This is a genomic window from Chryseobacterium sp. B21-037, assembly GCF_028570785.1.
In the GTDB taxonomy this organism is placed as follows: Bacteria; Bacteroidota; Bacteroidia; order Flavobacteriales; family Weeksellaceae; genus Chryseobacterium; species Chryseobacterium proteolyticum.
The window spans coordinates 3,494,626-3,517,757 of record NZ_JALGCB010000001.1 but is presented as its reverse complement, the minus strand read 5'-3'; the positions used below and the strand labels follow the sequence as shown (position 1 = coordinate 3,517,757).

At 37.0% G+C, this 23,132-nt stretch carries 21 protein-coding genes; 9 read left to right on the top strand and 12 right to left on the bottom strand.

Annotation, left to right across the window (positions count from 1 at the left end; translation table 11 throughout):
* Position 1 precedes the first annotated feature (1 nt).
* From MTQ00_RS15605 to MTQ00_RS15565, 9 genes are all read left to right on the top strand, one after another.
* Complete coding sequence (locus tag MTQ00_RS15605) at positions 2 to 1,423, top strand: sensor histidine kinase (protein ID WP_172281573.1); 1,422 nt, start codon at positions 2 to 4, stop codon at positions 1,421 to 1,423.
* A gap of 253 nt (positions 1,424 to 1,676) precedes the next feature.
* On the top strand, positions 1,677 to 2,171 hold the full coding sequence (locus MTQ00_RS15600) for a hypothetical protein (RefSeq protein WP_273650212.1): 495 nt from the start codon (positions 1,677 to 1,679) through the stop codon (positions 2,169 to 2,171).
* Between the two features lie 36 nt (positions 2,172 to 2,207).
* The gene (locus tag MTQ00_RS15595; RefSeq protein WP_172281570.1) at positions 2,208 to 3,035 is read left to right on the top strand and encodes a YoaK family protein; all 828 of its coding nucleotides are present in this window, start codon (positions 2,208 to 2,210) and stop codon (positions 3,033 to 3,035) included.
* Positions 3,036 to 3,280: 245 nt separating this feature from the next.
* Positions 3,281 to 5,062 carry a DNA mismatch repair endonuclease MutL gene (mutL, locus tag MTQ00_RS15590; protein WP_172281568.1) on the top strand — a complete coding sequence of 594 codons (1,782 nt, stop codon included), beginning with the start codon at positions 3,281 to 3,283 and terminating at the stop codon, positions 5,060 to 5,062.
* Positions 5,063 to 5,064: 2 nt separating this feature from the next.
* Positions 5,065 to 5,799, top strand: a complete 735-nt coding sequence (locus MTQ00_RS15585; RefSeq protein ID WP_273650211.1) for a rhomboid family intramembrane serine protease — start codon at positions 5,065 to 5,067, stop codon at positions 5,797 to 5,799.
* A 78-nt stretch (positions 5,800 to 5,877) separates the two neighbouring features.
* Positions 5,878 to 6,798, top strand: coding sequence for an endonuclease/exonuclease/phosphatase family protein (locus MTQ00_RS15580; RefSeq protein ID WP_273650210.1), 921 nt, complete (start codon positions 5,878 to 5,880; stop codon positions 6,796 to 6,798).
* A 73-nt stretch (positions 6,799 to 6,871) separates the two neighbouring features.
* Positions 6,872 to 7,846: an endonuclease/exonuclease/phosphatase family protein gene (locus tag MTQ00_RS15575; protein ID WP_172281562.1), complete on the top strand. Its 975-nt coding sequence runs from the start codon at positions 6,872 to 6,874 to the stop codon at positions 7,844 to 7,846.
* 4 nt (positions 7,847 to 7,850) lie between these two features.
* A complete protein-coding gene (locus MTQ00_RS15570; RefSeq protein ID WP_172281561.1) occupies positions 7,851 to 8,198 on the top strand; it encodes a hypothetical protein in 348 nt (115 codons plus the stop codon).
* Positions 8,199 to 8,257: 59 nt separating this feature from the next.
* Complete coding sequence (locus MTQ00_RS15565) at positions 8,258 to 8,641, top strand: hypothetical protein (RefSeq protein WP_172281559.1); 384 nt, start codon at positions 8,258 to 8,260, stop codon at positions 8,639 to 8,641.
* 33 nt (positions 8,642 to 8,674) lie between these two features.
* Here the strand turns inward: MTQ00_RS15565 and MTQ00_RS15560 are convergent, their stop codons facing one another.
* The 12 genes from MTQ00_RS15560 to mraY all read right to left on the bottom strand — a co-directional run bounded on the left by MTQ00_RS15560 (position 8,675) and on the right by mraY (position 23,123).
* On the bottom strand, positions 8,675 to 10,192 hold the full coding sequence (locus tag MTQ00_RS15560) for a GH3 auxin-responsive promoter family protein (RefSeq protein ID WP_172281558.1): 1,518 nt from the start codon (positions 10,190 to 10,192) through the stop codon (positions 8,675 to 8,677).
* Between the two features lie 105 nt (positions 10,193 to 10,297).
* Positions 10,298 to 10,708 (bottom strand): BrxA/BrxB family bacilliredoxin, encoded by a 411-nt coding sequence (locus tag MTQ00_RS15555; RefSeq protein ID WP_172281556.1) that lies wholly within the window; start codon positions 10,706 to 10,708, stop codon positions 10,298 to 10,300.
* Between the two features lie 424 nt (positions 10,709 to 11,132).
* A complete protein-coding gene (locus MTQ00_RS15550) occupies positions 11,133 to 11,579 on the bottom strand; it encodes a GatB/YqeY domain-containing protein (RefSeq protein WP_172281554.1) in 447 nt (148 codons plus the stop codon).
* Positions 11,580 to 11,697: 118 nt separating this feature from the next.
* Complete coding sequence (ftsZ, locus tag MTQ00_RS15545; RefSeq protein WP_273650209.1) at positions 11,698 to 13,614, bottom strand: cell division protein FtsZ; 1,917 nt, start codon at positions 13,612 to 13,614, stop codon at positions 11,698 to 11,700.
* A gap of 78 nt (positions 13,615 to 13,692) precedes the next feature.
* Positions 13,693 to 15,075: a cell division protein FtsA gene (ftsA, locus tag MTQ00_RS15540; protein WP_273650208.1), complete on the bottom strand. Its 1,383-nt coding sequence runs from the start codon at positions 15,073 to 15,075 to the stop codon at positions 13,693 to 13,695.
* 22 nt (positions 15,076 to 15,097) lie between these two features.
* Positions 15,098 to 16,054: a cell division protein FtsQ/DivIB gene (locus MTQ00_RS15535; protein ID WP_273650207.1), complete on the bottom strand. Its 957-nt coding sequence runs from the start codon at positions 16,052 to 16,054 to the stop codon at positions 15,098 to 15,100.
* A gap of 75 nt (positions 16,055 to 16,129) precedes the next feature.
* Positions 16,130 to 17,494: a UDP-N-acetylmuramate--L-alanine ligase gene (gene murC, locus MTQ00_RS15530; protein WP_273650206.1), complete on the bottom strand. Its 1,365-nt coding sequence runs from the start codon at positions 17,492 to 17,494 to the stop codon at positions 16,130 to 16,132.
* A gap of 12 nt (positions 17,495 to 17,506) precedes the next feature.
* Positions 17,507 to 17,983: a hypothetical protein gene (locus tag MTQ00_RS15525; protein WP_172281545.1), complete on the bottom strand. Its 477-nt coding sequence runs from the start codon at positions 17,981 to 17,983 to the stop codon at positions 17,507 to 17,509.
* A 15-nt stretch (positions 17,984 to 17,998) separates the two neighbouring features.
* Entirely contained in the window at positions 17,999 to 19,099 is a 1,101-nt protein-coding gene (murG, locus tag MTQ00_RS15520) for an undecaprenyldiphospho-muramoylpentapeptide beta-N-acetylglucosaminyltransferase (RefSeq protein WP_273650205.1), read from the bottom strand.
* 37 nt (positions 19,100 to 19,136) lie between these two features.
* Positions 19,137 to 20,375 carry an FtsW/RodA/SpoVE family cell cycle protein gene (locus MTQ00_RS15515; RefSeq protein WP_172281542.1) on the bottom strand — a complete coding sequence of 413 codons (1,239 nt, stop codon included), beginning with the start codon at positions 20,373 to 20,375 and terminating at the stop codon, positions 19,137 to 19,139.
* A 93-nt stretch (positions 20,376 to 20,468) separates the two neighbouring features.
* Positions 20,469 to 21,794 (bottom strand): UDP-N-acetylmuramoyl-L-alanine--D-glutamate ligase, encoded by a 1,326-nt coding sequence (murD, locus tag MTQ00_RS15510; RefSeq protein WP_172281540.1) that lies wholly within the window; start codon positions 21,792 to 21,794, stop codon positions 20,469 to 20,471.
* Between the two features lie 87 nt (positions 21,795 to 21,881).
* Positions 21,882 to 23,123, bottom strand: coding sequence for a phospho-N-acetylmuramoyl-pentapeptide-transferase (gene mraY, locus MTQ00_RS15505; RefSeq protein ID WP_172281538.1), 1,242 nt, complete (start codon positions 23,121 to 23,123; stop codon positions 21,882 to 21,884).
* Positions 23,124 to 23,132: the final 9 nt, after the last annotated feature.

Sequence of the window (23,132 nt, the reverse complement as noted above, 5' to 3'; positions counted from 1 at the left end):
GATGTTTAATAAAGTTGTTACTACCCAAACCAAAACAATGATACTTTTAATGGTGGTTTTTACTACCATTATATTACTGTTTGGAGGGCTGGTGTACTTCTCTATTGTCAATTTTTCACATCAGAGGTTTTATGAATTGCTTAAAATCCGGACAACAACGATAGTACAAATCGAAAAAGGAAAAGAACATCTGGACCTTCCGGAAAACTACATCCTGAACAGCCTGAATGACGAAGAGCTTCCCATGGAAAAGGACTATGTATTTATGGTTCCTGCAGATTCCAATTTCAGGAAGATATCCCAGGAAGTTCATATTCCGGATACCTTTTTCAAGAACATCATGAAAAAAGGGGAGGATAATTATAATGATAAAGAGTTTTATTATATAGGACAGTCATTCAGATTTCATGATAAAGATTATATAGCAATAGCTTCTGCGAAAAACCATTACCTGATTTATTATCTGGGATTCCTTAAGAGGACATTGGTTACCTGTATTATCCTTTCTTTGTTCTTCAGCATGATCTTTTCTTTTTATTTATCCAAAAATTTATTCAAACCTATTTTAAAAATTACGGGGAAAGTAAAAGAGATCAGTTCGGAGAATCTTCACTTAAGATTGGAGTCCCATCCCGATAATAAAGAATTGAATGAACTGGCAGATACTTTCAATGATATGCTCAACCGGATTGAAACTTCATTTGAAACCCAGAATCATCTGATCGGAAATGTTTCACATGAATTGAGAACTCCGCTTACTTCTATTATGGGAGAAGCAGATGTTGCTCTCTCAATCAACAGAACCGCCGAAGAATATAAAGAAACACTGGAGATCATTCTCGATGAAGCCGAAAAACTGGATAAGAAAATCAAAGCCTTGCTTATGATTGCTCAAACCGGATTTGATGGTAAGATCCAAAAGATAGATAAAGTAAGGATCGATCAGCTCCTTTGGGATGTTATTGAAACCCTTAGAAGGATTGATACGAGGAATAATATTTATTTGGATATCAGCATGTTGCCGGAAAATCCAAAGAAGCTGAAAGTTCAGGGTAATGAGCAATTGTTGCATCTTGCTGTAGCCAATATCATCAATAACGGGTGTAAATATTCCAATTTCCAGCAGGTAAAGGTTTCTTTAGGCGCCACGGATACCGATGTTTATATTATTATAAAGGATAATGGTATCGGAATTCCTCAGGAAGAAATGAATAAAATCTACGACCCGTTCTTCAGAGCCTCTAACACGAAAAACTATGAGGGCTATGGAATCGGCTTACCACTGGCAAGAAATATTGTAAGAATGCATCACGGAGAACTGATTGTAAGCTCCCATGAAAATCAGGGGACTACCGTCCAGCTTCGTTTTCCTAATTTCTATGTGATGCAGGCAGAAAACCAGGGATTGGGGGCGAAATCTTAAACTTGAAAGATCGTAAGATTCTTTTGGAGTCGAGGGGGATGGCTTAATATATTTTGTTCTGTAAATGAATAGGTTGAAATTCTATTATTCAATCTTTTTTACCCATTCACCTCTCCATATTAAATTCTCTTAACAATTTTCTAATCTCATTTTAATCTCTTTAATGACATTTTAATTCCATTCCAAAGATCCTCTAATTTGGTCACTATAGTTTTGTATTATCAAAATCAGATAAAACACTAAAATCGAAGATATGACCAAAACAATTTTAATTGCCACCGATTACTCCCTTGAGTCATTAAATATATTAAAAAAAGTACTGAAGGAAAAAGACGGGAAACATGACGAAACAAAATATAACATCATATTCGTATCAGGATATGACATGGGAGATTCTATCAGAGATCTTTTATTCACGACGAAGAGTACCATATTCGGTAAAATAAGATCCCATGAATTTTGTGACGCATTCAGCATCATAAAAAACAAATATCCTCACCTGATTAATAAAATGAACTGCGATATTTTCACAGGAAGTTTTCAAAGAACATTTAATAATTACATAATAACAGAAAAAATTGACGAGGCTTATTATTCGCCATCGATTAAAAGTAAAGGGAAGGGGAAGTTCGACATCATTCCGTACATCAAAAAATGCAAAGATCTTGAATCGCATGAGATTACTCTTGAGATTTCTGAGAGCCTTCCGGAAAGAGGAAGACTTGCTGAGATTTTTGTCGAGGTCTAAAAAAAACACACAATTCAATTATTTAAATTAATAAAAATGTTAAGAAATTATAGTAACAGCAGGACATTGGGAGACAACATCAGGTTGGGGACGCTGACGGCCTTTACGGCGGGAACTATAAATATAGCATCTCTCTTAATTTTTCTCTCTTTTACCTCAAACGTAACAGGACACTATGCCATTTTTGCTGCAGAGATCAGTAAAGGAAACTGGACGCAGGTGGCAGTGGTTGGTGCATGGATATTCCTTTTCTTTTTCGGAAGTTTTGTAGCGAACTTCTTCGTTATTAATTTTAATAAAAAAAGTAAATACTTTGCCCATGCGATGCCTATTGTGCTGGAAATTATGTGTTTGCTTTTTGTAGGGATCTACGGACAGGTTTTCTACAGGAAAACAGTAGAAGAAACAGAGTATCTGGTTGCCCTTATGCTTTTTGCAACCGGTTTACAGAATGGGTTAACGGCAAGTATTTCCAATTTCTCGGTAAAAACAACACACCTTACCGGTACCACTACCGACCTTGGAATCCTGGCGTCTATGTTTACCCAAAAAAAGTACAGGAGAAATCCGGAACTGATTGCAAGGGCAAAACTGCTTTCGAGTATCATGCTGGCTTATGTATTAGGAGCTGTGTTCTCAGGATTAACCTATTATTATCTGGAATTCAGAGTGTTTTATGTAATCAGTATATGTTTATTAGTAGTTATTGGGTATGATTTCTATACGATCCATGTCCGCCACTTTAACACGCGGTACAGATACAGTAAGATCTATAAAAAGCCCAGCCTTCTGGCCAACCTGTATGATAAGATCCATGGAAAATCTAAAACCAAAGAAAAAAGAAGACTTGTATTTGATGATTAAAATACAAGAATAAATAAAGAAACTATCAGTATTAATTTTGTGTAAACAAGCTGTGAATCAATCCTCTATTTGTGTCGTACATTTAGGGGATTGTATTTTTTAGAAGGATGAAAAATAAAGGGATTATTATATAAATCATAAAAGGCAGAATTTTTGCATATTGATAATAAAATTTTAATTCGCGTTTTTATTGTTTTTATTCCCATTTTCATTGACTATTTTTGTAAGTTGATTTAACGTTTTTTATGTCAGATATTATTCAGCTTTTACCGGATCATGTAGCCAACCAAATTGCGGCGGGAGAAGTGGTGCAGAGACCTGCGTCCATTGTGAAAGAATTATTGGAGAATGCTATCGATGCAGAGGCTTCTAAAATTGAACTGATCGTAAGGGACGCCGGAAAAAATCTGATACAAGTTGTTGATGATGGAAAAGGAATGTCCGAAACGGATGCCAGAATGGCGTTTGAAAGACATGCTACTTCAAAAATCAGAGGGACGGAAGATATTTTCAGAATTGCGACAAAGGGATTTCGTGGAGAAGCATTAGCTTCTATTGCAGCTGTCTCCCAAGTAGAACTCAGAACCAAACAAAAAGATGCCAAAATAGGAACCAATATTTACATTGAAGGTGGAGTTTTCCAGTTTCAGGATCCTGTGCAAACTTCAGAAGGCTCTAATTTTTTGGTGAAAAATCTTTTCTTTAATGTTCCTGCAAGAAGAAAATTCCTTAAAAATAATAATATTGAATTCAGACATGTTATTGATGAATTCCAAAGGGTTGCTTTGGCCCATGAAAATTTGGAATTTTCATTATTCCATGATGATGAACCGGTTTTCCGCTTAAGAAAAGGAAGCCAGATGCAGAGGATCGTAGATATCTTCGGACGAAAGTTGCAACCACAGCTTATTCCGATCAAGGAAGATATTATATGGTGTAAACTGCATGGTTTTGTTGCCAAGCCTGAAGGGGCAAAAAAGACAAGAGGGGAACAATTTATTTTTGTTAACGGAAGATTCTTTAAGAGCCCTTATTTTAATAAAGCGGTTCAGGAAGCATTCGAAGGACTGCTTTTGCCTGGCTATATTCCTACCTTCTTTCTCTTTTTAGAGCTGGATCCCGAAAAAATAGACGTTAATATTCATCCGCAAAAGACAGAAGTGAAATTTGAGGATGAGCATCTTATTTTTGCACTGATCCGTTCTACAATAAAAAGATCTCTCGGAATTTACAATGTGGCTCCAAGTCTTGATTTTGAGAAAGACCCACAGCTTGATGAGCTGATGCAAAAAACCTTCCCGGGAAAGACAAATAGCGGAGGGGTTATAAAGATGCCGGAAATTGTGGTCGATAAGGATTATAATCCGTTTTTGGAAGAAAGAGGTGTAAGGCAGGCTGAAATTCAGAATCTTGCAGAAATGTACCATCAGAATATATCTGCGGAACCTTCCAAAATAAACCTTTTTGAGGATGAAGATTTTGATGAAGATCTGATGAGGCTTCCCAACGGGTATTGGCTGTTCAATAAAGGGGACAGAACCCTGATGCTTGATCTGGGAAGAATGCACAGGCTTTTTGTTTCAGAAAATAATAAGCCGACAAAAAAAGGAACCATAAACAGTCATGCACTTCTTTTCTCTTTGGAGTATCATATGAACGAGATTGAGAAAACAAAATATAAATCAATCAAAAAATATCTTCCTGAGCTGGGATTCGACATGAAAGTGGCCCACGAAAGTGTATTGAGGATAGATGCGGTGCCTGAGGGGTTAAAAGAGACTCAGGTTATGAAGTTTCTTGAAGACCTGTTTGAGATCCTGGATTATAAAACAGATGAGGAATTCAACCAGTATTATCAGAATCAATGGACGAAGATGCAGTCTAAATCCAGATTTGACTTTATTTATAAAAAGGATGCTGAACAATTGATCAAGGACTTTACGGCATTAGGTTTTCCTGAGTTTTTACCTAACGGGAAACGATGCTTTTATGAAGTTCCTTTCAATGATTTTAAAAACAAATTTTAAAAATGTTTAACAATATACCACCGATTACAAGAAATATAATTATAATAAATATTGTTGTATTTATTATATCCTATATTTTTCCACAACTGTATAATACACTTTCTGCGTATTATCCTTTTTCTCCCAACTTTAGGTCCTGGCAGATCATAACCCATATGTTTATGCACGGAGGATTGATGCATATTTTATTTAATATGCTGACTTTGTGGAGTTTTGGGCCTATATTGGAACAGTCTTTAGGTGAAAGAAAGTATCTGATCCTCTATTTTGTAAGTGGTTTGGGTGCATTTTTCTTATTCAATCTTTGGAATTTTATAGAAATTCAGCAGATTACCTCCAGCCTGGAAAGCTTAGGCTTAAATGCGGCTGAAATTTATAAGAAAGCGGCAATAGGATATACAGGAGACATGAATATAAGTGCTACGACAGAAGAAGGAAAGGAGCTTTCCCAAAGTCTTTATAATGCACTAAGGACTCCTATGGTCGGTGCTTCGGGAGCCATATTTGGAGTTATTGCTGCTTTTGCTACCCTTTATCCGGATTCAAAGATCGGGATTATGTTTATTCCGGTTCCTGTTAAAGTTAAATACCTTTTACCCATACTACTTGTTATTTCAATTTACTTAGGGGTTTCAGGAAATGTAGGAGGTATTGCCCATTTTGCGCACGTGGGAGGGGCTATTGTAGGCTTTCTCCTGGCTTTACTATGGAAAAAGCATTTGTATAGATTCCGTTAATACTATCCTGTGAAAGTTGTTCGCCTAATATTTTTAATTGTACATCTGGGAATCTTGTTTCTTTTGTTGGGAACATTAATGAATGCTTATGTACCTCCTAGAATATATCCATGGTTTAATCTTTTATCATTAGGTTTTCCTGTTTTAATCACTGCTTATGTATTTCTAACTGTTTTCTGGGTTTTCGCCTGGAAAAAAAGGGCTATAGTATTTGCTGCATTGGGACTGCTTTTTTTGAACCCTGTTAAGAGATGGGTCAACTATTCTGCTGAAAAAAAGGAGACATCTGATCTGAAAATCATCTCATTAAATGCAAAAGGAGGAACGATGGGGATTAAAAATATTGAAGATTATGTAGATTCTCAAAATGCGGATGTGGTTCTGTTACAAGAACATGTTCGGGATTACAATTTTAAAGGAATGGGAAAAGGAAGAGGAGATGTTATTGTCTCAATCTCTTCAAAATATAAGATCATTGATCAGAAAGAACTTATTGAGAGTAATTCAGAGACCAATAACGCCTACGCCAATCAGACGGATATTGAGATTAAAGGAAATACGTATCGTTTTATCAATGTATACCTTCAGCCTTTTAAATTTGAAAAAAGCATGGTAAAGCTTAAGGGAAATAGTGATGAAGATGAACAAAAGCTGAAAGATATCGTTAAAAGGCTGATCCCGACTTTCAAAATGCACCAGGATCAGGTTGCTGCGGTAAGAAAAGGGATTGATGAGTCTCCTTATCCGGTAATATTAGTAGGTGACTTCAATTCTGTGCCTAACTCTTACGAGTATTACCATCTTGGAAAAGGGTTAAAAGATGCCTTTGTAGAAGCAGGTAGAGGAAGTGCTACCAGCTTTCATGACTACAAATTCCCGATACGAATCGACTACGTTTTTACATCGGAATCCATACAACCTCTAAGTTATAAAGTTGACCGTTCTGTCAGAATTTCAGATCATTATCCGGTGGTTGCAACTTTCAAATTAAAAAAATAATATTCATAAAATACGTTAAAGCTTTTCATATTGGTAGGATTTTTGATTAAAAAAAGACTAGACCGTTTTTTTCATGAAGCCGAACCAGATATTGTTGTTTTTGCATATTGCAATTATCGTATTATTACTGTGCACCTTAGGGAATGCATGGATACCGCCTAACATTATTGGGGGCTTGAATCTTCTTTCATTAGGGTTTCCCTATTTAATTTTATTACATATTTTATTAACGCTGGTCTGGATCGTTAAAAGAAATAAAATCGCCATTGTTTTTCTGTTAAGCACTTTTGTTTTTTATAATCCCATAAGACGATGGGTGAACTTTTCTCCTAAAACTGAAAACTATAAATCAATACGGGATGTTAAAATATTGACATTCAATGTGAAGTATGGTGAGTTTGGCTGGGATAAAGTATCAAAATATATCAAGGATCAGAATGCTGATATTATTCTTGTTCAGGAAAAAGATACAAACCGGGCAATACGAAAAGATATGATTAAGTATCCGGTAGTGAGCCTGAAGACAAAACATAAAATTGTAAGACAGGAAGAGTTAATTGAAGATAAATCAAGAGGAAATTCTTTTTATGCGGATATTGATATTAATGGAAAAATCATACGAATAGTAAATGTATATCTTGAACCATTCCGTCTGAACAAATCGATGTTTGATTTTAATAGTCTTGGAAAAGGATCTAATAAACTCCATCTTCTTCTTTCTCACATGACACCCACATTCAGGGCTCATGAAGATCAGATAAAAAAGATCAGAAAAGCAATCGACTTTTCTCCTTATCCGGTTATACTTGCGGGTGACTTTAATTCCGTGCCTAATTCTTATGAATATTATAATCTTGGGAAAAATCTGGATGATGCTTTTTTAACAGTCGGGAATGGTATTTCTACCAGTTTTCATGATTATAAAGTTCCTTTGAGAATCGATTATATTTTCACCTCTAAAGACATAAGACCCATAAGCTATAAAATAGATCAGTCCGTAAAATTATCAGATCACTATCCTGTAATTGCGGAATTTCTGTTAAATTAGTTCCATGAAAAATGTATTTTTTTTAGCAGCGGTTTTTTCTATTCTGATTACTTCCTGTTCTAAAAGAGAACCTGTTCGTGTAGAGACGGATCAGGTGACGAAAGTGGATTATGATACAACTGCCATAGATTCCTTTTCTAATGGTGCCATATCCGTAGATATTGCAAGAAAGATCAGAATGTCTTCCCAGAAGTATCAGGATTCTTTAAAAGAGGCTCTTAGAATCCAAAAGGAAGAGCAACGTATTAAACAGGAGCTGGAAAAAGAAAACAAAAAGAAACAGGAAGAGGAGAAAAAGAATAAGGAAAAAGAAGGAAAGGCGAAAGAGGAAGCAGGAAAAACTTCTCCCTGAACAATGAAAACTATACGGAAGTTTTCATAAATTTGAATACATTCTTAAAAAATATCAATATGAAAAAACAAATTGTAACAGCACTTATGGTAGCCGGATTGGTCGTTTCCTGCACCAAATCGACAACAAAAACTGAGCAGGTTGAAAATCCGGACGGATCTATTACAACAACCAGCACTACAGTGACGCAAAGTCCGGCAGATATCGTAGATACTACTAAAATTAATAAGGCAAAAGAAGACGTTAAAGCTAAAGTGGATGCTACCGGAGATAAAATAGATAATGCAGCGCATAAGGCAAAAGCAGACCTTAATGAAGCTGGAAAAGATATTAAGGCAGGGGCGAAGGAGCTTGGACAGGATGTAAAGGATGCTGCAGCTAAAGGCGCCGGAAAAGTAGAAGAGGGAGCTAAAAAATTAAAAGAAGATCTGAAAAGCAAATAAAAAAGAACCGCAGTAAAAACTGCGGTTTTTTTATTAATTCTTATTGAGTTCTAATAAAGGGTCTATATATTCCCGGTCATTGCTGAGTCTTGGTACCTTGTTTTGTCCCCCGAGCTTTCCTTTGGACTCCAGCCACGAATAGAACAAATTGGGTTTGGCTATATGAACAATGGGTTTTTTTAATGTAATATTATTGTACCTCTTCGCTTCATAATCCGAATTAATTGCCTTCAGGCACTCATCGAAAGCATTGATAAAACAGTCGAGATCGTCCGGCTTTTTACTGAATTCAAAAATCCATTCATGAGCACCACTTTCATTTTCTTTCATGAAAACAGGAGCTCCTGTAAAATCTGTAATGGCTGCATTTGTCTGTTCACAGGCTTTTGTAAGTGCAAGCTCCACATTGGTGATCATTAATTCTTCTCCAAAAGCATTAATATAATGTTTGGTTCTTCCTGAAATTTTTACCCTGAACGGATTAACGGATGTAAAGACAACCGTATCACCGATGAGATACCTCCATAATCCTCCATTGGTGGTAATGACCATCGCATAATTTTTTCCGACTTCAACATCCTCAAGGCTTACAACTGGTGGATTCGAGAAATGGAATTTATCCATAGGAATGAATTCGTAGAAAATACCATAATCCAGCATCAAAAGCATTTCGTCACTATTTGATCTGTCCTGAATACCAAAGAAGCCTTCTGAGGCATTGTAAATTTCGTAGTAATTGATGTTTTTTCCGATGATCTGGCTGTATTGCTCCCTGTAGGGCTTAAAACTTATTCCGCCGTGAAAAAAGACTTCCAGATTAGGCCAGAGCTCAGAGATATTCTGAACATCCGTTTCTTTCAGAACCCTCTGGAGTAAAACAAGCATCCAGCTTGGAACCCCCAGTAAACTTCCGACATCTTCATTTTTAACCTCAGATATAATGGCTCTCAGTTTACTCTCCCACTCGGACATGAGTGATACCTTTTTGCTGGGGGTTGTTGTAATCTCTACCCAAAAAGGAAGATTGTCAATAAGGATAGCAGAAAGGTCCCCGAATTTTGTGTTAAAATCGGCATAGAGTTCGGAGCTGCCTCCCAGACGTAAATTTTTATTCGTAAAAAGCTGATTTTCCGGATGGTTATTGGCATAAATTGATACCATGTCTTTTCCGGCTTTCATATGGCAATATTCCAGGCTCTCGGCAGAGATGGGAATGAATTTGCTTTTAGCGTTCGTGGTTCCTGAGGACTTTGCAAAATGTTTGATATAGCCAGGCCAGCTTACATCTTTATAACCTTGTCGTGCTCTCTCGATATAAGGTTCGAAATCTTCATAGGTAACAATAGGAACTTTATTTTTAAAATCCTGGTAACTCGAAATAGAATTAAAACCATACTTCTTCCCATATTCTGTATCCTCGGCATGAAACAACTGGGAAAATAGTATCCCTTTCTGTGTTTCAATCGGATGATTCATGAAATTCTGGATCTGGTCTATCCTTTGACGGATAAACCAATTCACCACAGTATTGAAAAGTGCTTTCGTTGCCATTTCAACAAATATAATGATATTTGATTTTTCAGAGAATTTTTTATGGCTTAAAATAAAAAACCGTTACAAATATTGTAACGGTTGATTATCTGGATATATTGTTTTCTAGCAATATTCGTCGTAAGCTGCCTGAAGGTTTGCAGCAATTGCTCCTGCAGGATTTCCTTCAATGTGGTGTCTTTCCAGCATGTGAACCAATTCTCCATCTTTGAAAAGAGCTACGCAAGGTGAGCTTGGAGGAAACGGAGCTAAATGTTTTCTCGCTTCTGAAACAGCTTCAGTATCATATCCTGCAAATACGGTTGTCAAGTGATCGGGTTTTTTATCTCCGGTCAAAGAGTAAACAACTCCCGGTCTTGCAGCTCCTGCAGCACACCCACATACTGAATTGATCACTAATAGGGTAGTTCCTGATTGCTTTAATGCTTCTTGTACCTGAGAAGTTGTTGTCAAGTCTTCAAAGCCTTTATCTGTAAGTTCAGCCTTCATAGGCATTACTAAATCTGTTGGATACATTTTTTGTTTTTTTAAATCTGTACAAAGGTAAAAAATTATTTATGTTTCATCAATTTATAAAAACTATTGACGCATTAGGAAAAGTGCATGATATGTAACACGGTGATATGTAAATATTTCAACAATATTTGAAGAAATGTAAATAAAAGCAATGAATAATGAAAAATAATTATTAAATTTGAAATGATTCTAAAAACAACCAACCATGAAAAGGCATTTTTTACGTCATTCCCTCGACTTAAAAGATGCAATTAGTTAAGTCTGTAATTCACAGACACCTCAAGCATCTTAATGCATAAAATGAAGCCCGAAATTAATTTCGGGCTTCATTAATCAAATCGATATGCAAAGGTTGAATATCCTTAGTAAACGGGTTCAATGATCTTACTCTGGATCTGTGTCCGGATTGAAGACCAAATACCCTTTAAGAAAGCAGCTTTTTAGCCATCTCGGAAATGCTTTTTCCGTCAGATTTACCGGCTAACGCTTTTGATGCCATTCCCATTACCTTTCCTAAATCCTTTATAGATTCAGCGCCGGTCTGTGAAATGATATTTTTAATTTCTGTTTCCAGCTCTTCAGCAGTAAGCTGTTGAGGTAAGAATTTTTCGATGACCTTCATCTGGGCTTCTTCGACGTCTGCGAGATCCGTTCTTCCCTGAGCAGCAAACTGGTCGTAAGAATCCTTACGTTGTTTTATCATTCTTTGTAAAATAGCGATCTCCTGTTCTGCTGAAACTTCTGCTCCTCTGGCTTCTGTTTTCAAAAGCAGGATCTGGGACTTTACTGCACGGAGAGAGTCCAGAGCCACTTTGTCTTTCTCCCTCATAGCGGTTTTTATCGCTTCGCTGATTGTATTTTCTAAACTCATATATTATGATTTGAAAATTTGAGAATGAAACAATTTGAAAATAGTAAAAGGCAATGGATGTATAATTTCCAGTGGATCAATTTTCAAATTCACAAATTATTTCATTTTCAAATTAAATTTAGTCTACGTCTTTATTTAAAAATCTGTTTTCTCTGATTTGCATAGAACCATTATTATCAGATAAATATGTATTTATATTCTGATCTGATGCGTTGGTCCCGTCAATAGAAATATTCTTTCTTTTGAATGCAGGCACAGATTCGAACTCATTGACATTATCAAAACTCTGATAACGTGAATTGAATTCTTTTAATTTATTTCTTCTTTCAACCACTCTCTCCTGGTCAATAGTTTTGTTCACAAAAGTGAACTCACTGTCTGATGGCTTTGGAGCTTCGGTTTCCGTTTTATTTTCAACAACCGGTTTGCTTTCATTGGCCGGAACTTCTTTCACTGGCTGGAAGAAACTTTCCATTTTCTGAAGAGGTTCTTCTGTAATCTGGCTTACCGTATTGGCTGAAGTGGTAAACTCTGCTTTTGGCTGTCCATAATCCGTTTTTGGCTCATTAACAGGCTCATTGACAAAGAAGCTGAATTCAATCGGTTTTTCTTCGGAAAAAGAAGGAACAGAAGAGTTTTTAGTCGGTTCTTCTTTCCTGTCTTCTGTTTCAAAAGAAAAAGACTGTATTTCCAGGTCATTCGGGTCGTTATCTTCATCGAAAGAAAATAAGTTATAAGCATCCTGATCCTCTTCTTCGTTTCTCCAGTCCTGAATTGGGCTGTCTACCGTATCTTGCTCTCTATCAGAGAACTTTATTTCTGTTTTTACCTCTTCATCCTCAATAATCATTTTTTTTTCAGTAGATGTCTTAAACTGAGGATTATCCTGGTCTTCATCATCAAGTCTGAAAAGGTTCTTTCCTCCGAAAGTATAGCCTTCTTCAGGGCTCATTTCTCTTTCTTCTCTCGTTTTAAAAGGAGAAGTTTTGTGAGAATCCAGTTTGTCATTTAAACCGATTCTTATTTTTTCAGTTGGCCCTGCAAATTTTTTATCCTCATTGGAGAAACCTGTAGCAATTACAAGAACGCTTACTGCATCTCCCAGCTCTTCATCCGCTCCAACCCCGAAAATAATATCCGCGGTGTTTCCTGCTTCTTTCTGAATGTGGTCCATGATGATACCTATTTCATCCATGGTAACTTCTTCTACACCACTTCTGATCAATAGTAATACATTTTTAGCACCTGTAATCTTATTGTCATTCAATAATGGGGAATCCAGAGCCTTTCTTACGGCCTCTTCTGCTTTATTTTCTCCGGAAGCTGTACCTGTAGACATCAATGCAGTACCGGAGTTCTGAAGCACAGATTTAGCATCTCTAAAGTCAATGTTTACATCGAAGTAACCGGTAATAACCTCTGCCATACCTTTTGCTGCATTGGTTAACACTTCATCGGCCTTTGAGAAGCCTTGCTTGAATCCAAGGTTACCAAATTGCTGTCTTAATTTATCGTTGTTGATGACAATCAGTGAGTCAACATTATTTCTCAATTTATCAAGTCCGTTTTCTGCCTGCTCAAGCCTTCTCTTCCCCTCGAAGCTGAATGGAACAGTAACGATACCTACCGTTAAAATTCCCATATCTTTAGCTACTTTGGCAATAACAGGAGCGGCACCCGTTCCGGTTCCACCTCCCATCCCGGCAGTAATGAATACCATCTTGGTATTTTGTCCCATTGCAGCCTTGATCTCTTCAATACTTTCAATAGCTGATTTTTCTCCAACCTCAGGATCAGCACCTGCTCCAAGTCCTTCGGTGATGGAAGTACCCAACTGAACTTTATTGGAGACGGGGTTATTATCTAAAGTCTGAGCATCCGTATTACAGATCACGAAATCAACACCGTGAATCCCTTTCTCGTACATGTGTTTAAGGGCGTTGTTTCCACCGCCACCAACACCAATTACTTTGATGATTGATGAATTTCCTTTTGGTAAATCAAATGAAAACCCTTGTGTACCTATATTTTCCATAACTTATATTTTTTAAAATTGACTCATGATAAGTGATAAGGAATAGCCGTGTATCGCTTATCATTCATCATTTTATAATTATTCTACTTCTTCAAAGAATTTTTTTACTTTTTCCATTAGCGACTGTCCGAATGTGAGCCTTGCCGCTTTTTTATTTTCCTGTTGCTCTCTTACCACTTCCTGCTCCTGAACAGGAGTCGCCTGCTGTGTGGTAGTTGGGGTTTCAGCTGTATTGGATACTACTTCCGGTTGTTGCTTCTCCTGAACGGTTTCTTCTTCTACGATCGTCTGCTTTTTGTCACGGATTTTCAAACTTTCCATCAGTAATCCGATAGATGTTGCAAATTCAGGACCTTTCAGGTATTGGTTTTTGTCATTGGCGATATATTCGTTAGCAAAACCAATTCTGCTGTCGAAACCTGTAGTATAATTAGCAAGCTGGCGTAAGTGCTTCAAATTGGAACCACCTCCTGTAAGAACGATTCCCGCAATCAGCTTTTTCTTCTGTTCGAATGCTCCATAGGCTTTAAGCTCGGTGTTCACCATTTCAAGGATTTCTTCAACTCTCGCGTTGATGATCTGTGCCAGAGTTTTAAGAGAAATTTCTTTGTCCGGTCTTCCATGTAAGCCAGGAATGGTTACAAAAGTGCTGTCTTTTTCAAGCTCAGGAACTGCAGATCCGAATTTTACCTTCAGTTGTTCTGCATGTTTTTCTATAATCGAGCAGCCTTCTTTAATATCTTCTGTAATGATTCCTCCACCGTAAGGAATTACACAGGTATGGCGAATGATATTGTCTTTGAAAATAGCAATATCCGTAGTACCACCACCTATATCTACGATTGCGACTCCTGCTTCTTTTTCTTCTTTTGTAAGAACAGCTTCAGAAGATGCCAGTGGTTCTAAAGTAAGGGCTTCCATTTCCAGTCCGGCTTCTCTTACACATCTTGCAATGTTTCTGATACTGCCCATTTGTCCTACGACAACATGGAAATTAGCCTCTAAACGTTTTCCGTGCATACCGACAGGTTCCTGTATCTCACCTTCAGAATCCACTTTATATTCTTGAGGAAGTACATGAATAATTTCTTCACCGGGTAGCATGACCAGTTTTTTTACCTGATCTTTCAATGCTTCGATGTCGTCGTCTGTAATAAACTTGTCTGGATGCTCTCGCATAATATAATCGGAATGTTGCAGAGAACGGATATGTTTTCCTGCAATACCAACCGTGACTTTGCGGATAGGAACTCCTGCACTGGATTGTGCTTCAGACACAGCCGCCTTGATTGAATTAATGGTTTGTGAGATGTTATTCACAATACCTTTATGAACCCCAAGACTTTTGGCCTTTCCTACACCGAGAACTTCTATTTTCCCGTGTGCATTCCTCCTTCCGACAATCGCGACTATCTTTGTTGTCCCGATGTCCAGACCTACTGAATACTCTTGATTTTCCATTTGTTTATATCGATTTGATTTTTTATTCTATTTTAACTTTTGCTTTTGGCTTTGTAGCCTTTTTCTCAGTTGTTTTCTTTGTCTCCTTTGGTTTGGTTGTCGTTTTTGGCTTTTTATTTTCCTTTGGCTGAGATACAGAATTTTGCTTTTTTATCTCTGCTGGTTTTTTAGTTTCCGGTTTCTTTATCGTTGCCGGAGCAGGAGCTTTTGCCAATTCTTTACGTCCTGCAGTTAAAATACTGTCATTTTCTTTAAAAGCAGGATTTAAAGTAGTTACAATCTGGTTCTGATATTTTACAGAGATCATATTGTACTTCTGAGGATCCTGATACACAAGATATTTCTCAACAAACGCTTTAAAACCTTTTACTTTGAATTCAATATTATCCAGGTCTCCGATTTCTACTTTATAGTTTCCTTCACTTGTCAAAAGATTATAATCATCCTTTACTTTTGAAATTCCTATAAAGTATCTTTTGCTGAAGTCATCCTTATCAATCTTTTCAACCAGTTCAGCAAGCTTTTCATATTCGTCAGGTTTTACATTTCCTGTTACCAGCATACAAGGATGCGAATAGGTTTTTGAGATGGGAAATTCAACTCCTTTTTCATCCACGTAAAAATCCCTGCCGTCTTTATTCAGCCTGAATACCGGAACCCTTTGTTTAATATCCAGATTGAGCTTTCCGTTTAGATTTAAATAAACATTGGCACTATCCACAGCCGGAAGGGCATTGATCTTTTTTTCGAGGGATGGAATATTCAGATCACCTACTTTTCCTGAAGGGTTTTCTTTTTTTACAATATCCCTGATGTCTTTTTCATCAACGAAATATACCGGAGTCTTTTCGCTTAATTTTACAGAAATCTTATTATCGGTAATCTTCTGGCCACTGAATTTCTTCAAAGAGAAACTCAGCAGGAAACCAAGCAGGATTACTGTGATAGCAATTTTTAATATTCTGTATTTATTTTTCATATTCTATTGTATTCATGTATTAAAGTAAAATGTATTCATGATTATTGTGGATTACATTACTTACATACACTACTACTATTTATCTTTTAAACTTAACCATTCACAAATCGGGTCATATAGGGTGTCTATATTTCCTGCACCTACGGTGAGCAGAATGTCAAAATCTTTTTCTTTTATCTTTTCAAAGGCTTCCGTTAAAGTGGAGCCTTCTTTTTTATCCAGGGTTACTTTTTCCAGTAACCATGTTGAGGTAATCCCCTCAAAGTTTTCCTGAAGCTCTCTTGCCGGATAAATATCCAGTAAAATGAGTTCATCTGCATTGCTTAAACTTTCTGCAAAGCCATCAGCGAAATCTCTTGTTCTGCTGAACAAATGCGGCTGAAATGCAACCAGTAATTTTTTATCAGGGTAAAAGGTCTTGATGGAACCTACAACAGCATTGATCTCTGTCGGGTGGTGGGCATAATCATCAATATATATTTTACCGTTCTTATAAATATGTTTTGTATATCTTCTTTTAATTCCTTTGAAGCTGGCAATAGCCTTTTTCAGGATGTCAAAATCCACTCCTAAATTATGCAGGATGGCTAATGCAACGGTTGCGTTTTCCACATTATGGATCCCCGGAATTTCCCAGACAAAATCTTTTACAGACTCACCGGGAGTATGAAAATCAAAATAGATCTTATCGTGATCCATACGCAGATTATCGGAGTAATAATCCGCTTTTTCGTTTACAGCATAAGTCTGATGGTCTCTTCCGATCTCAATACCTTTTCTTACAAAAAGTTTTTTATCTTCCGGAACCAGAGCGGCAAATTGGCGGAACCCTTCTTCAATATGACTTTTGTCTCCGTAAATGTCCAGGTGATCTGCGTCGGTAGAGGTAATCACTGCCCAGTCCGGAGAAAGATTGAGAAAGCTTCTGTCGTATTCATCAGCTTCTACCACTGAGTATTCTGAACCGTTATATAAAAAATTGGATTTGAAATTTTCCGAAATACCTCCTAAAAAGCATGAAAATGGCAGGTCCGCTTCTTTACATAAATGGGAAACCAAGGTAGACGTTGTTGTTTTACCATGTGTTCCGGCTACGGCAATACAATCTGTATTTTCCGTAATTAATCCTAACACTTTTGCACGCTTTAAAATCTCAAAACCATGTTCATTGAAGTAATCAAGAATTCCAAGCTTCTTAATAGCCGGAGTATAAATTACTAAGGTGTTATCCTTTTGAAGCGTGGTTATTTGTTCATCGATGAGATCTTCAAAAACAATATCAATTCCTTCACTCATCAATTGTTGAGTAAGTTTGGTGTTGGTTTTATCATAACCTAAAACTTTTTTACCTGAAGCTTTAAAATAACGGGCAAGGGCACTCATGCCAATCCCGCCGATCCCCACAAAGTAAAAAGTATGATATGTTTCTAATAATTTCATCTTCTATTTTAGTTATTGATAATTGAATATCTTTTCTTTATCCAGTCCATACGAATCTCCCTGATACAAAAAGAATTCCATTACTGCATCTTCAAGGGTCTCATATGTAAATCCGTTGGTAATCCAGAAATAATATTTAAAACCGATTGAATTCTGACTTGGCAGATATTCTGCTTTTATCATTGCAAGCTTATTGATCTCGTTCAGCAGGGTATCAATTTTGTCTTTGCTTACCCCTTTATTCAGTAGGATATTTACATTAAGGTTAATGTATTTTTTCCCTGCATCCACATCCATAAAGAGTGTGGCTTTGTCTTTATTTCCTATTTTAATAAAAGTTTCCTCCTGCTCCAGGATATCATATCCTTTTCCTTTCAAATAGTTGCCCACTGCTGCAATTTTAAAGTCAGCGGGTTTTATCAGGGTTTGTGCCGTTACCCAGTGGGTAAAGAAGCAAATGAGCAATACTGTTAGTAATTTAGTTTTCATACTTTATAGTGTTGGTTATTGTAACTTTATAAAAATTTCATCAACAATTTCCTTTGCAGCACTGGGTTTGGCAAAATATTCCAGGTTTTCAGACATCTCTTTTCTCATCGCTGCGCTGTCGCAAACCTCCATAAGCGTGTTCCAGAATTTTTCTTCCATTTCGGAATCTTTGACCATTTTTGCCGCATTCTTTTCAACCAGATTCAGTGCATTTTTGGTCTGATGATCCTCTGCCGCAAACGGGAAAGGAATCAGTAAAACCGGTTTTTGTGCAACAGCCAGTTCTGAAATGGCAATAGCTCCTGCTCTTGAAACAATGATATCTGCTGCCGAGTATGCTTTCTCCATATCTTTTATAAACTCAAGAATCTGAATATTCTGGCTTTTCTTATCTTTTGTTTCTTCTATAATATCTTTATAATCGAGTTTTCCTGTCTGCCAGATCAGCTGATAATCTTTGTTGATGAGTTCATCAAAATGTGATCTCCAGGCATTATTTAAAGTTCTGGAACCCAGTGATCCACCAACAGAAAGGATTGTCAGCTTTTCCTTATTTAATCCCATTTTTTCTTTTGCCTGAGAAGATTCTTCCATTCCCAGAATGATATTCTCGCGAATAGGATTACCTAAAAATTTTATCTTATCATCCGGAAACCCTTCTACTTTAGGGTAAGCAGTAAAAACAGCTTTTGCTTTCTTACTTAAAATTTTATTGGTTACCCCTGCATGTGCATTTTGTTCCTGAATAAAAATAGGGATCCCCAGCTTGCTTGCTTCATACAGAGCCGGTCCGCTGGCAAAGCCTCCTGTACCGATCGCAAAATCAGGAGCAAAACGCTTAATGATCTTTTTTGATCTGGATAAGCTTTTCAATATCTTGAATGGTAATCCCAGATTAGATAACATGTTACCACGGTCAATTCCTGCGATGTCGATTCCTTCAATAGGGTAACCTGCCTGAGGAACTTTTTCCATTTCCATTTTTCCGTTGGCTCCGATAAACAAGAATTCTGTATCCGGAAATCTTTTCCTGATCTCGTCTGCAATAGCGATTGCCGGGAAGATATGTCCTCCTGTTCCACCACCGGATAATAATACTTTTAGTTTCTTGTTCATTTTTTCAATTTTGAAATAGCCTGATCATTAATATGATTTAAGCAATATCATTTATTTCTGCAATACTCTGTTTTTTACCCATTCCTTCCTCATCATAAATCTGTATCCTTGAGCTTATATTTAAAATAATTCCCAACTGTAAATAGGTTACCAACATGGATGTTCCCCCATAACTTATTAAGGGCAGGGGTTGTCCGGTCACCGGAATCAGATTGATGGCTACGGCTATATTTACCGATAGCTGTATAAAGATCATGACCCCGAGGCTGAGAACGAGCAAAGATCCGAAAAACGCAGGCATTTTACTGGCTATCATTACGATCCGTATCACCATGATCAGATACATACAGATAAGGAAAGCTGCTCCTATCAGTCCGTATTCCTCCACAATTACTGCAAATATAAAGTCGGAAGCAGATTGCGGAAGCATTTGCTTTAATGCACTTTTTCCAGGTCCCATTCCTGTAATTCCTCCATGTACTATTGCTGCTTTAGCCTGCATTACCTGGTAATTCTTGGCTTTTACGCTTTCATCATCCACATCGGCTGATTTTGCTTTACTGGAAGTGAAGGTTTCTACACGGCTCATCCATGTATGAACACGGTTTCCACCAATCAGATTGGTATTTAAAGCAATCAGTAAGAACAATACGATCGCAATAAATGAAGCCGAAATAAAACCTGCAATATATTTCCAGTGAAGCTGCCCGATAACCAATACAATAACAGATACCATCAGGATCATCAGAGCCGTAGATCCGTTATCTTTTGCTACTAAAACAAAAACAAGGAGAATAGGACCAAAGATGTACATAATGTTTTCTATCGGAAGTCTTTCCCGGGTTATCTTCTTGGTTAAATACCTGCACAGGTAAATAACCAGCATAAGAAAGGCAAATGATGAAGGCTGAAAAGAAATCGGTGTTCCCGGAATCTTTAGCCATCTGGAGGCACTTGCCCCATCGATCGTTTGGCCGGTAAACATGGTGACAACCAGTAATATAATCATTAACCCCAGAAGTATACTGCTGAGTTTTCCAATGTATTCATATTTTACGGTTCCTACCAGTCTCATGATTCCCAAACCAAGGACTACAAAGAACATATGCTTGATAACATGGCCTGTTGTGGTCCCGTTATTTACAATATATTCCAGATTCGAACTTGCAGAATATACAGGGAAAATAGAGAAAATGGAGATCACGAGAATGACCATCCAAAGTACTTTATCTCCCTTTAGAAATTCAAATCTGCTTTCTGTGTCCTGTTCGTTCATACTCTATTGTATCTTTAACTGTATTATGTAAAGTATTAATGATTCTTAGTTGTCAAATACATGAATACATTTTACATCAATACATCAGTACATTTATTTTAATACTTGTTCTTTAAACTGTTTTCCTCTGTCTTCATAGCTTTTGAAGAGGTCAAAACTTGCACAGCAAGGAGAAAGTAAAACCGTTTCTCCGCTTTTAGCAATCGATTTTGATATTTTTACGGCCTCTTCCATGCTTGAAGTATCGTATATAAACTCCTTTTTGTCTTTAAAAAAATTAATAATTTTCTGATTATCAATTCCCAAGCAGACAATTGCTTTTACTTTTCTTTTGACAAGGTCCTCAATCTCCGTGTAATCATTTCCTTTATCCTGACCTCCCACAATCCAAATCGTAGGTGTTTTCATGCTTTCCAAAGCATAATAGGTCGCATTTACATTCGTTGCTTTACTGTCGTTGATGTATTTTACGCCATCAATTTCAGAAACAAACTCCAGCCTATGTTCCACTGCCTGAAAAGTCATTAATGAATTTCTGATGCTTTCATTGTTGACATTCAGTATTTTACTTGCGATAGATGCCGCCAGACTGTTCGCTACATTATGATTTCCCAATAAAGAAAGCTCATCAATTTTCATTGAAAATGTATCTTTTAGTTTTACCACAATACTGTCGTTATCTATAAAACCTCCCTCGGTCAATTTTTCTTTTGTTGAAAAAGGGATCATTTTTGCCTTTATTTCCAGCTTTTCAAGAATGGTTTTGCTCATTTCATCATCTTTGTTGTAGATAAAGAAATTATCGTTTTCCTGATTTTCAGCTATTCTGAATTTTGCCATCGCATATTCTTCATAGTTGTAATTATACTGGTCCAGATGATCCTGTGATAAATTAAGCAATAATGAAATATATGGCCTGAAGTTCTGAATGTCATCCAGCTGGAATGAACTTACCTCTAGTACATAATATTCATGGTTTTCATCTGCTACCTGCTTTGCAAAACTGTAGCCGATGTTTCCTCCTAGACCTACTTTCAGTCCGTCATTTTTCAGGATATAGTAGATCAATGAAGTAGTGGTGGTTTTTCCGTTGCTTCCTGTGATCGCAATGATTTTAGCATTGGTGAATTCTGAAGCGAATTCTATCTCGGAAGAAAGGCGGATTCCTTTCAGATGGATTTTATAAATAATATCCGCTTTTTTAGGAATTCCTGGGCTTTTTACAATCCAGTCTGCATTTAAAATCCTTTCCTCGTCATGATTTCCTTCTTCAAACTCAATATTGTTTTCAGTAAGAAACGCTTTATAGTTATCTTTAATAGTTCCTTTGTCTGAAAGAAATACCTCCAGACCCTTCTTTTTAGCTAAATAAGCAGCACCGCAGCCACTCTCTCCACCTCCTAAAACAACTATTTTCATATTACCTTTTTTGTATTTATGTATTGGCGTACTTTATTTATGTTTTTAAAATCATGAATACGTTAATACATTTACTTTTATAGAGTTTTATCTCATTTTTAATGTAATCAGACATACTATAGCCAACATTACTCCTATGATAATCATCCTGTTAACGATTTTACTTTCATGGAAACCGTCTTTCTGATAATGATGGTGTAATGGAGACATTTTAAATAATCTATTATTCTGGGCGTATTCCAGCCCGTATTTTTTCTTTCTGTATTTAAAAACAACCACCTGCAGCATTACAGATATGTTTTCAACCAGGAATATTCCGCATAAAACAGGAATCATTAATTCCTTTCTTAAAATAATAGCCAATACAGCAATTACTCCTCCCAGCATCAAACTCCCGGTATCTCCCATAAAAACCTGTGCCGGATAGGTATTATACCAGAAGAATCCGATCACAGCACCTACCATGGCAACTACAAAAATGGTGGTTTCACCCATATTGGGCAGGAACATGATATTGAGGTAATCCGCAAAAATGATGTTCCCTGAAATGTAGGCAAAGAATGCAAGGGTAAGGAGTATTACCGTACTCGTCCCTGCAGCCAGGCCGTCTATTCCATCCGTGATATTGGCTCCGTTGGAAACCGCTGTTACAATAAAGATGACAATCGGAATGAAAACAATCCACGCCCACTCATGAGCATCTTTATCACTCATCCAGAATAATATTCCACTGTAGTCAAATTCATTATTTTTCGCAAAGGGCACGGTAGAAACCGTAATTTTTTCTGTAGGCATAAAATTCTGCTCCACATTATTTCTGTTAACTACTTTTGCATCTGCATATTTTCTCTTTACCGTAATATCAGGATGGAAATACATTGTTACTCCGACAATTAGCCCCAGTCCAACCTGACCTACGATCTTGAATTTACCGCTAAGCCCGTCTTTATTTTTCTTTACTTTCTTTAAATAGTCATCTACAAATCCGATGGCACCCATCCATAAAACTGAAATTATCAGAAGGACGATGTATACATTGGTAATTCTTGTCAGGAGAAGAACCGGAATCATGGTGGCAAGGATAATAATGAGCCCTCCCATTGTCGGAGTTCCTTCTTTCTGCTTTTGCCCGTCAAGGCCAAGGTCGCGGACCAATTCGCCCATTTGCTTTGCTCTCAGGTAATTGATGATTCTTTTACCATACACAAGAGCAATAATCAGGGATAATAAGACCGCCATCCCTGCACGGAATGAGATGTACTTTAACATTCCAAGTCCGGGGATATGGATTCCATGGTGGGTTAGATATTCGTATAAGTAGTATAACATGTTTTCCTA

Excerpts from the sequence above, each read along its gene's own strand:
- MTQ00_RS15560 (WP_172281558.1), bottom strand. The coding sequence starts at position 10,192 with ATGGCAACGAAAGCACTTTTCAATACTGTGGTGAATTGGTTTATCCGT.
- MTQ00_RS15575 (WP_172281562.1), top strand. The coding sequence starts at position 6,872 with ATGAAGCCGAACCAGATATTGTTGTTTTTGCATATTGCAATTATCGTA.
- ftsZ (WP_273650209.1), bottom strand. The coding sequence starts at position 13,614 with ATGGAAAATATAGGTACACAAGGGTTTTCATTTGATTTACCAAAAGGA.
- MTQ00_RS15535 (WP_273650207.1), bottom strand. The coding sequence starts at position 16,054 with ATGAAAAATAAATACAGAATATTAAAAATTGCTATCACAGTAATCCTG.
- mutL (WP_172281568.1), top strand. The coding sequence starts at position 3,281 with ATGTCAGATATTATTCAGCTTTTACCGGATCATGTAGCCAACCAAATT.
- MTQ00_RS15515 (WP_172281542.1), bottom strand. The coding sequence starts at position 20,375 with ATGAACGAACAGGACACAGAAAGCAGATTTGAATTTCTAAAGGGAGAT.
- ftsA (WP_273650208.1), bottom strand. The coding sequence starts at position 15,075 with ATGGAAAATCAAGAGTATTCAGTAGGTCTGGACATCGGGACAACAAAG.
- MTQ00_RS15600 (WP_273650212.1), top strand. The coding sequence starts at position 1,677 with ATGACCAAAACAATTTTAATTGCCACCGATTACTCCCTTGAGTCATTA.
- MTQ00_RS15605 (WP_172281573.1), top strand. The coding sequence starts at position 2 with ATGTTTAATAAAGTTGTTACTACCCAAACCAAAACAATGATACTTTTA.
- MTQ00_RS15550 (WP_172281554.1), bottom strand. The coding sequence starts at position 11,579 with ATGAGTTTAGAAAATACAATCAGCGAAGCGATAAAAACCGCTATGAGG.
- MTQ00_RS15595 (WP_172281570.1), top strand. The coding sequence starts at position 2,208 with ATGTTAAGAAATTATAGTAACAGCAGGACATTGGGAGACAACATCAGG.
- MTQ00_RS15525 (WP_172281545.1), bottom strand. The coding sequence starts at position 17,983 with ATGAAAACTAAATTACTAACAGTATTGCTCATTTGCTTCTTTACCCAC.
- MTQ00_RS15570 (WP_172281561.1), top strand. The coding sequence starts at position 7,851 with ATGAAAAATGTATTTTTTTTAGCAGCGGTTTTTTCTATTCTGATTACT.
- MTQ00_RS15585 (WP_273650211.1), top strand. The coding sequence starts at position 5,065 with ATGTTTAACAATATACCACCGATTACAAGAAATATAATTATAATAAAT.
- murC (WP_273650206.1), bottom strand. The coding sequence starts at position 17,494 with ATGAAATTATTAGAAACATATCATACTTTTTACTTTGTGGGGATCGGC.
- mraY (WP_172281538.1), bottom strand. The coding sequence starts at position 23,123 with ATGTTATACTACTTATACGAATATCTAACCCACCATGGAATCCATATC.
- MTQ00_RS15565 (WP_172281559.1), top strand. The coding sequence starts at position 8,258 with ATGAAAAAACAAATTGTAACAGCACTTATGGTAGCCGGATTGGTCGTT.
- murD (WP_172281540.1), bottom strand. The coding sequence starts at position 21,794 with ATGAAAATAGTTGTTTTAGGAGGTGGAGAGAGTGGCTGCGGTGCTGCT.
- MTQ00_RS15580 (WP_273650210.1), top strand. The coding sequence starts at position 5,878 with ATGAATGCTTATGTACCTCCTAGAATATATCCATGGTTTAATCTTTTA.
- murG (WP_273650205.1), bottom strand. The coding sequence starts at position 19,099 with ATGAACAAGAAACTAAAAGTATTATTATCCGGTGGTGGAACAGGAGGA.
- MTQ00_RS15555 (WP_172281556.1), bottom strand. The coding sequence starts at position 10,708 with ATGTATCCAACAGATTTAGTAATGCCTATGAAGGCTGAACTTACAGAT.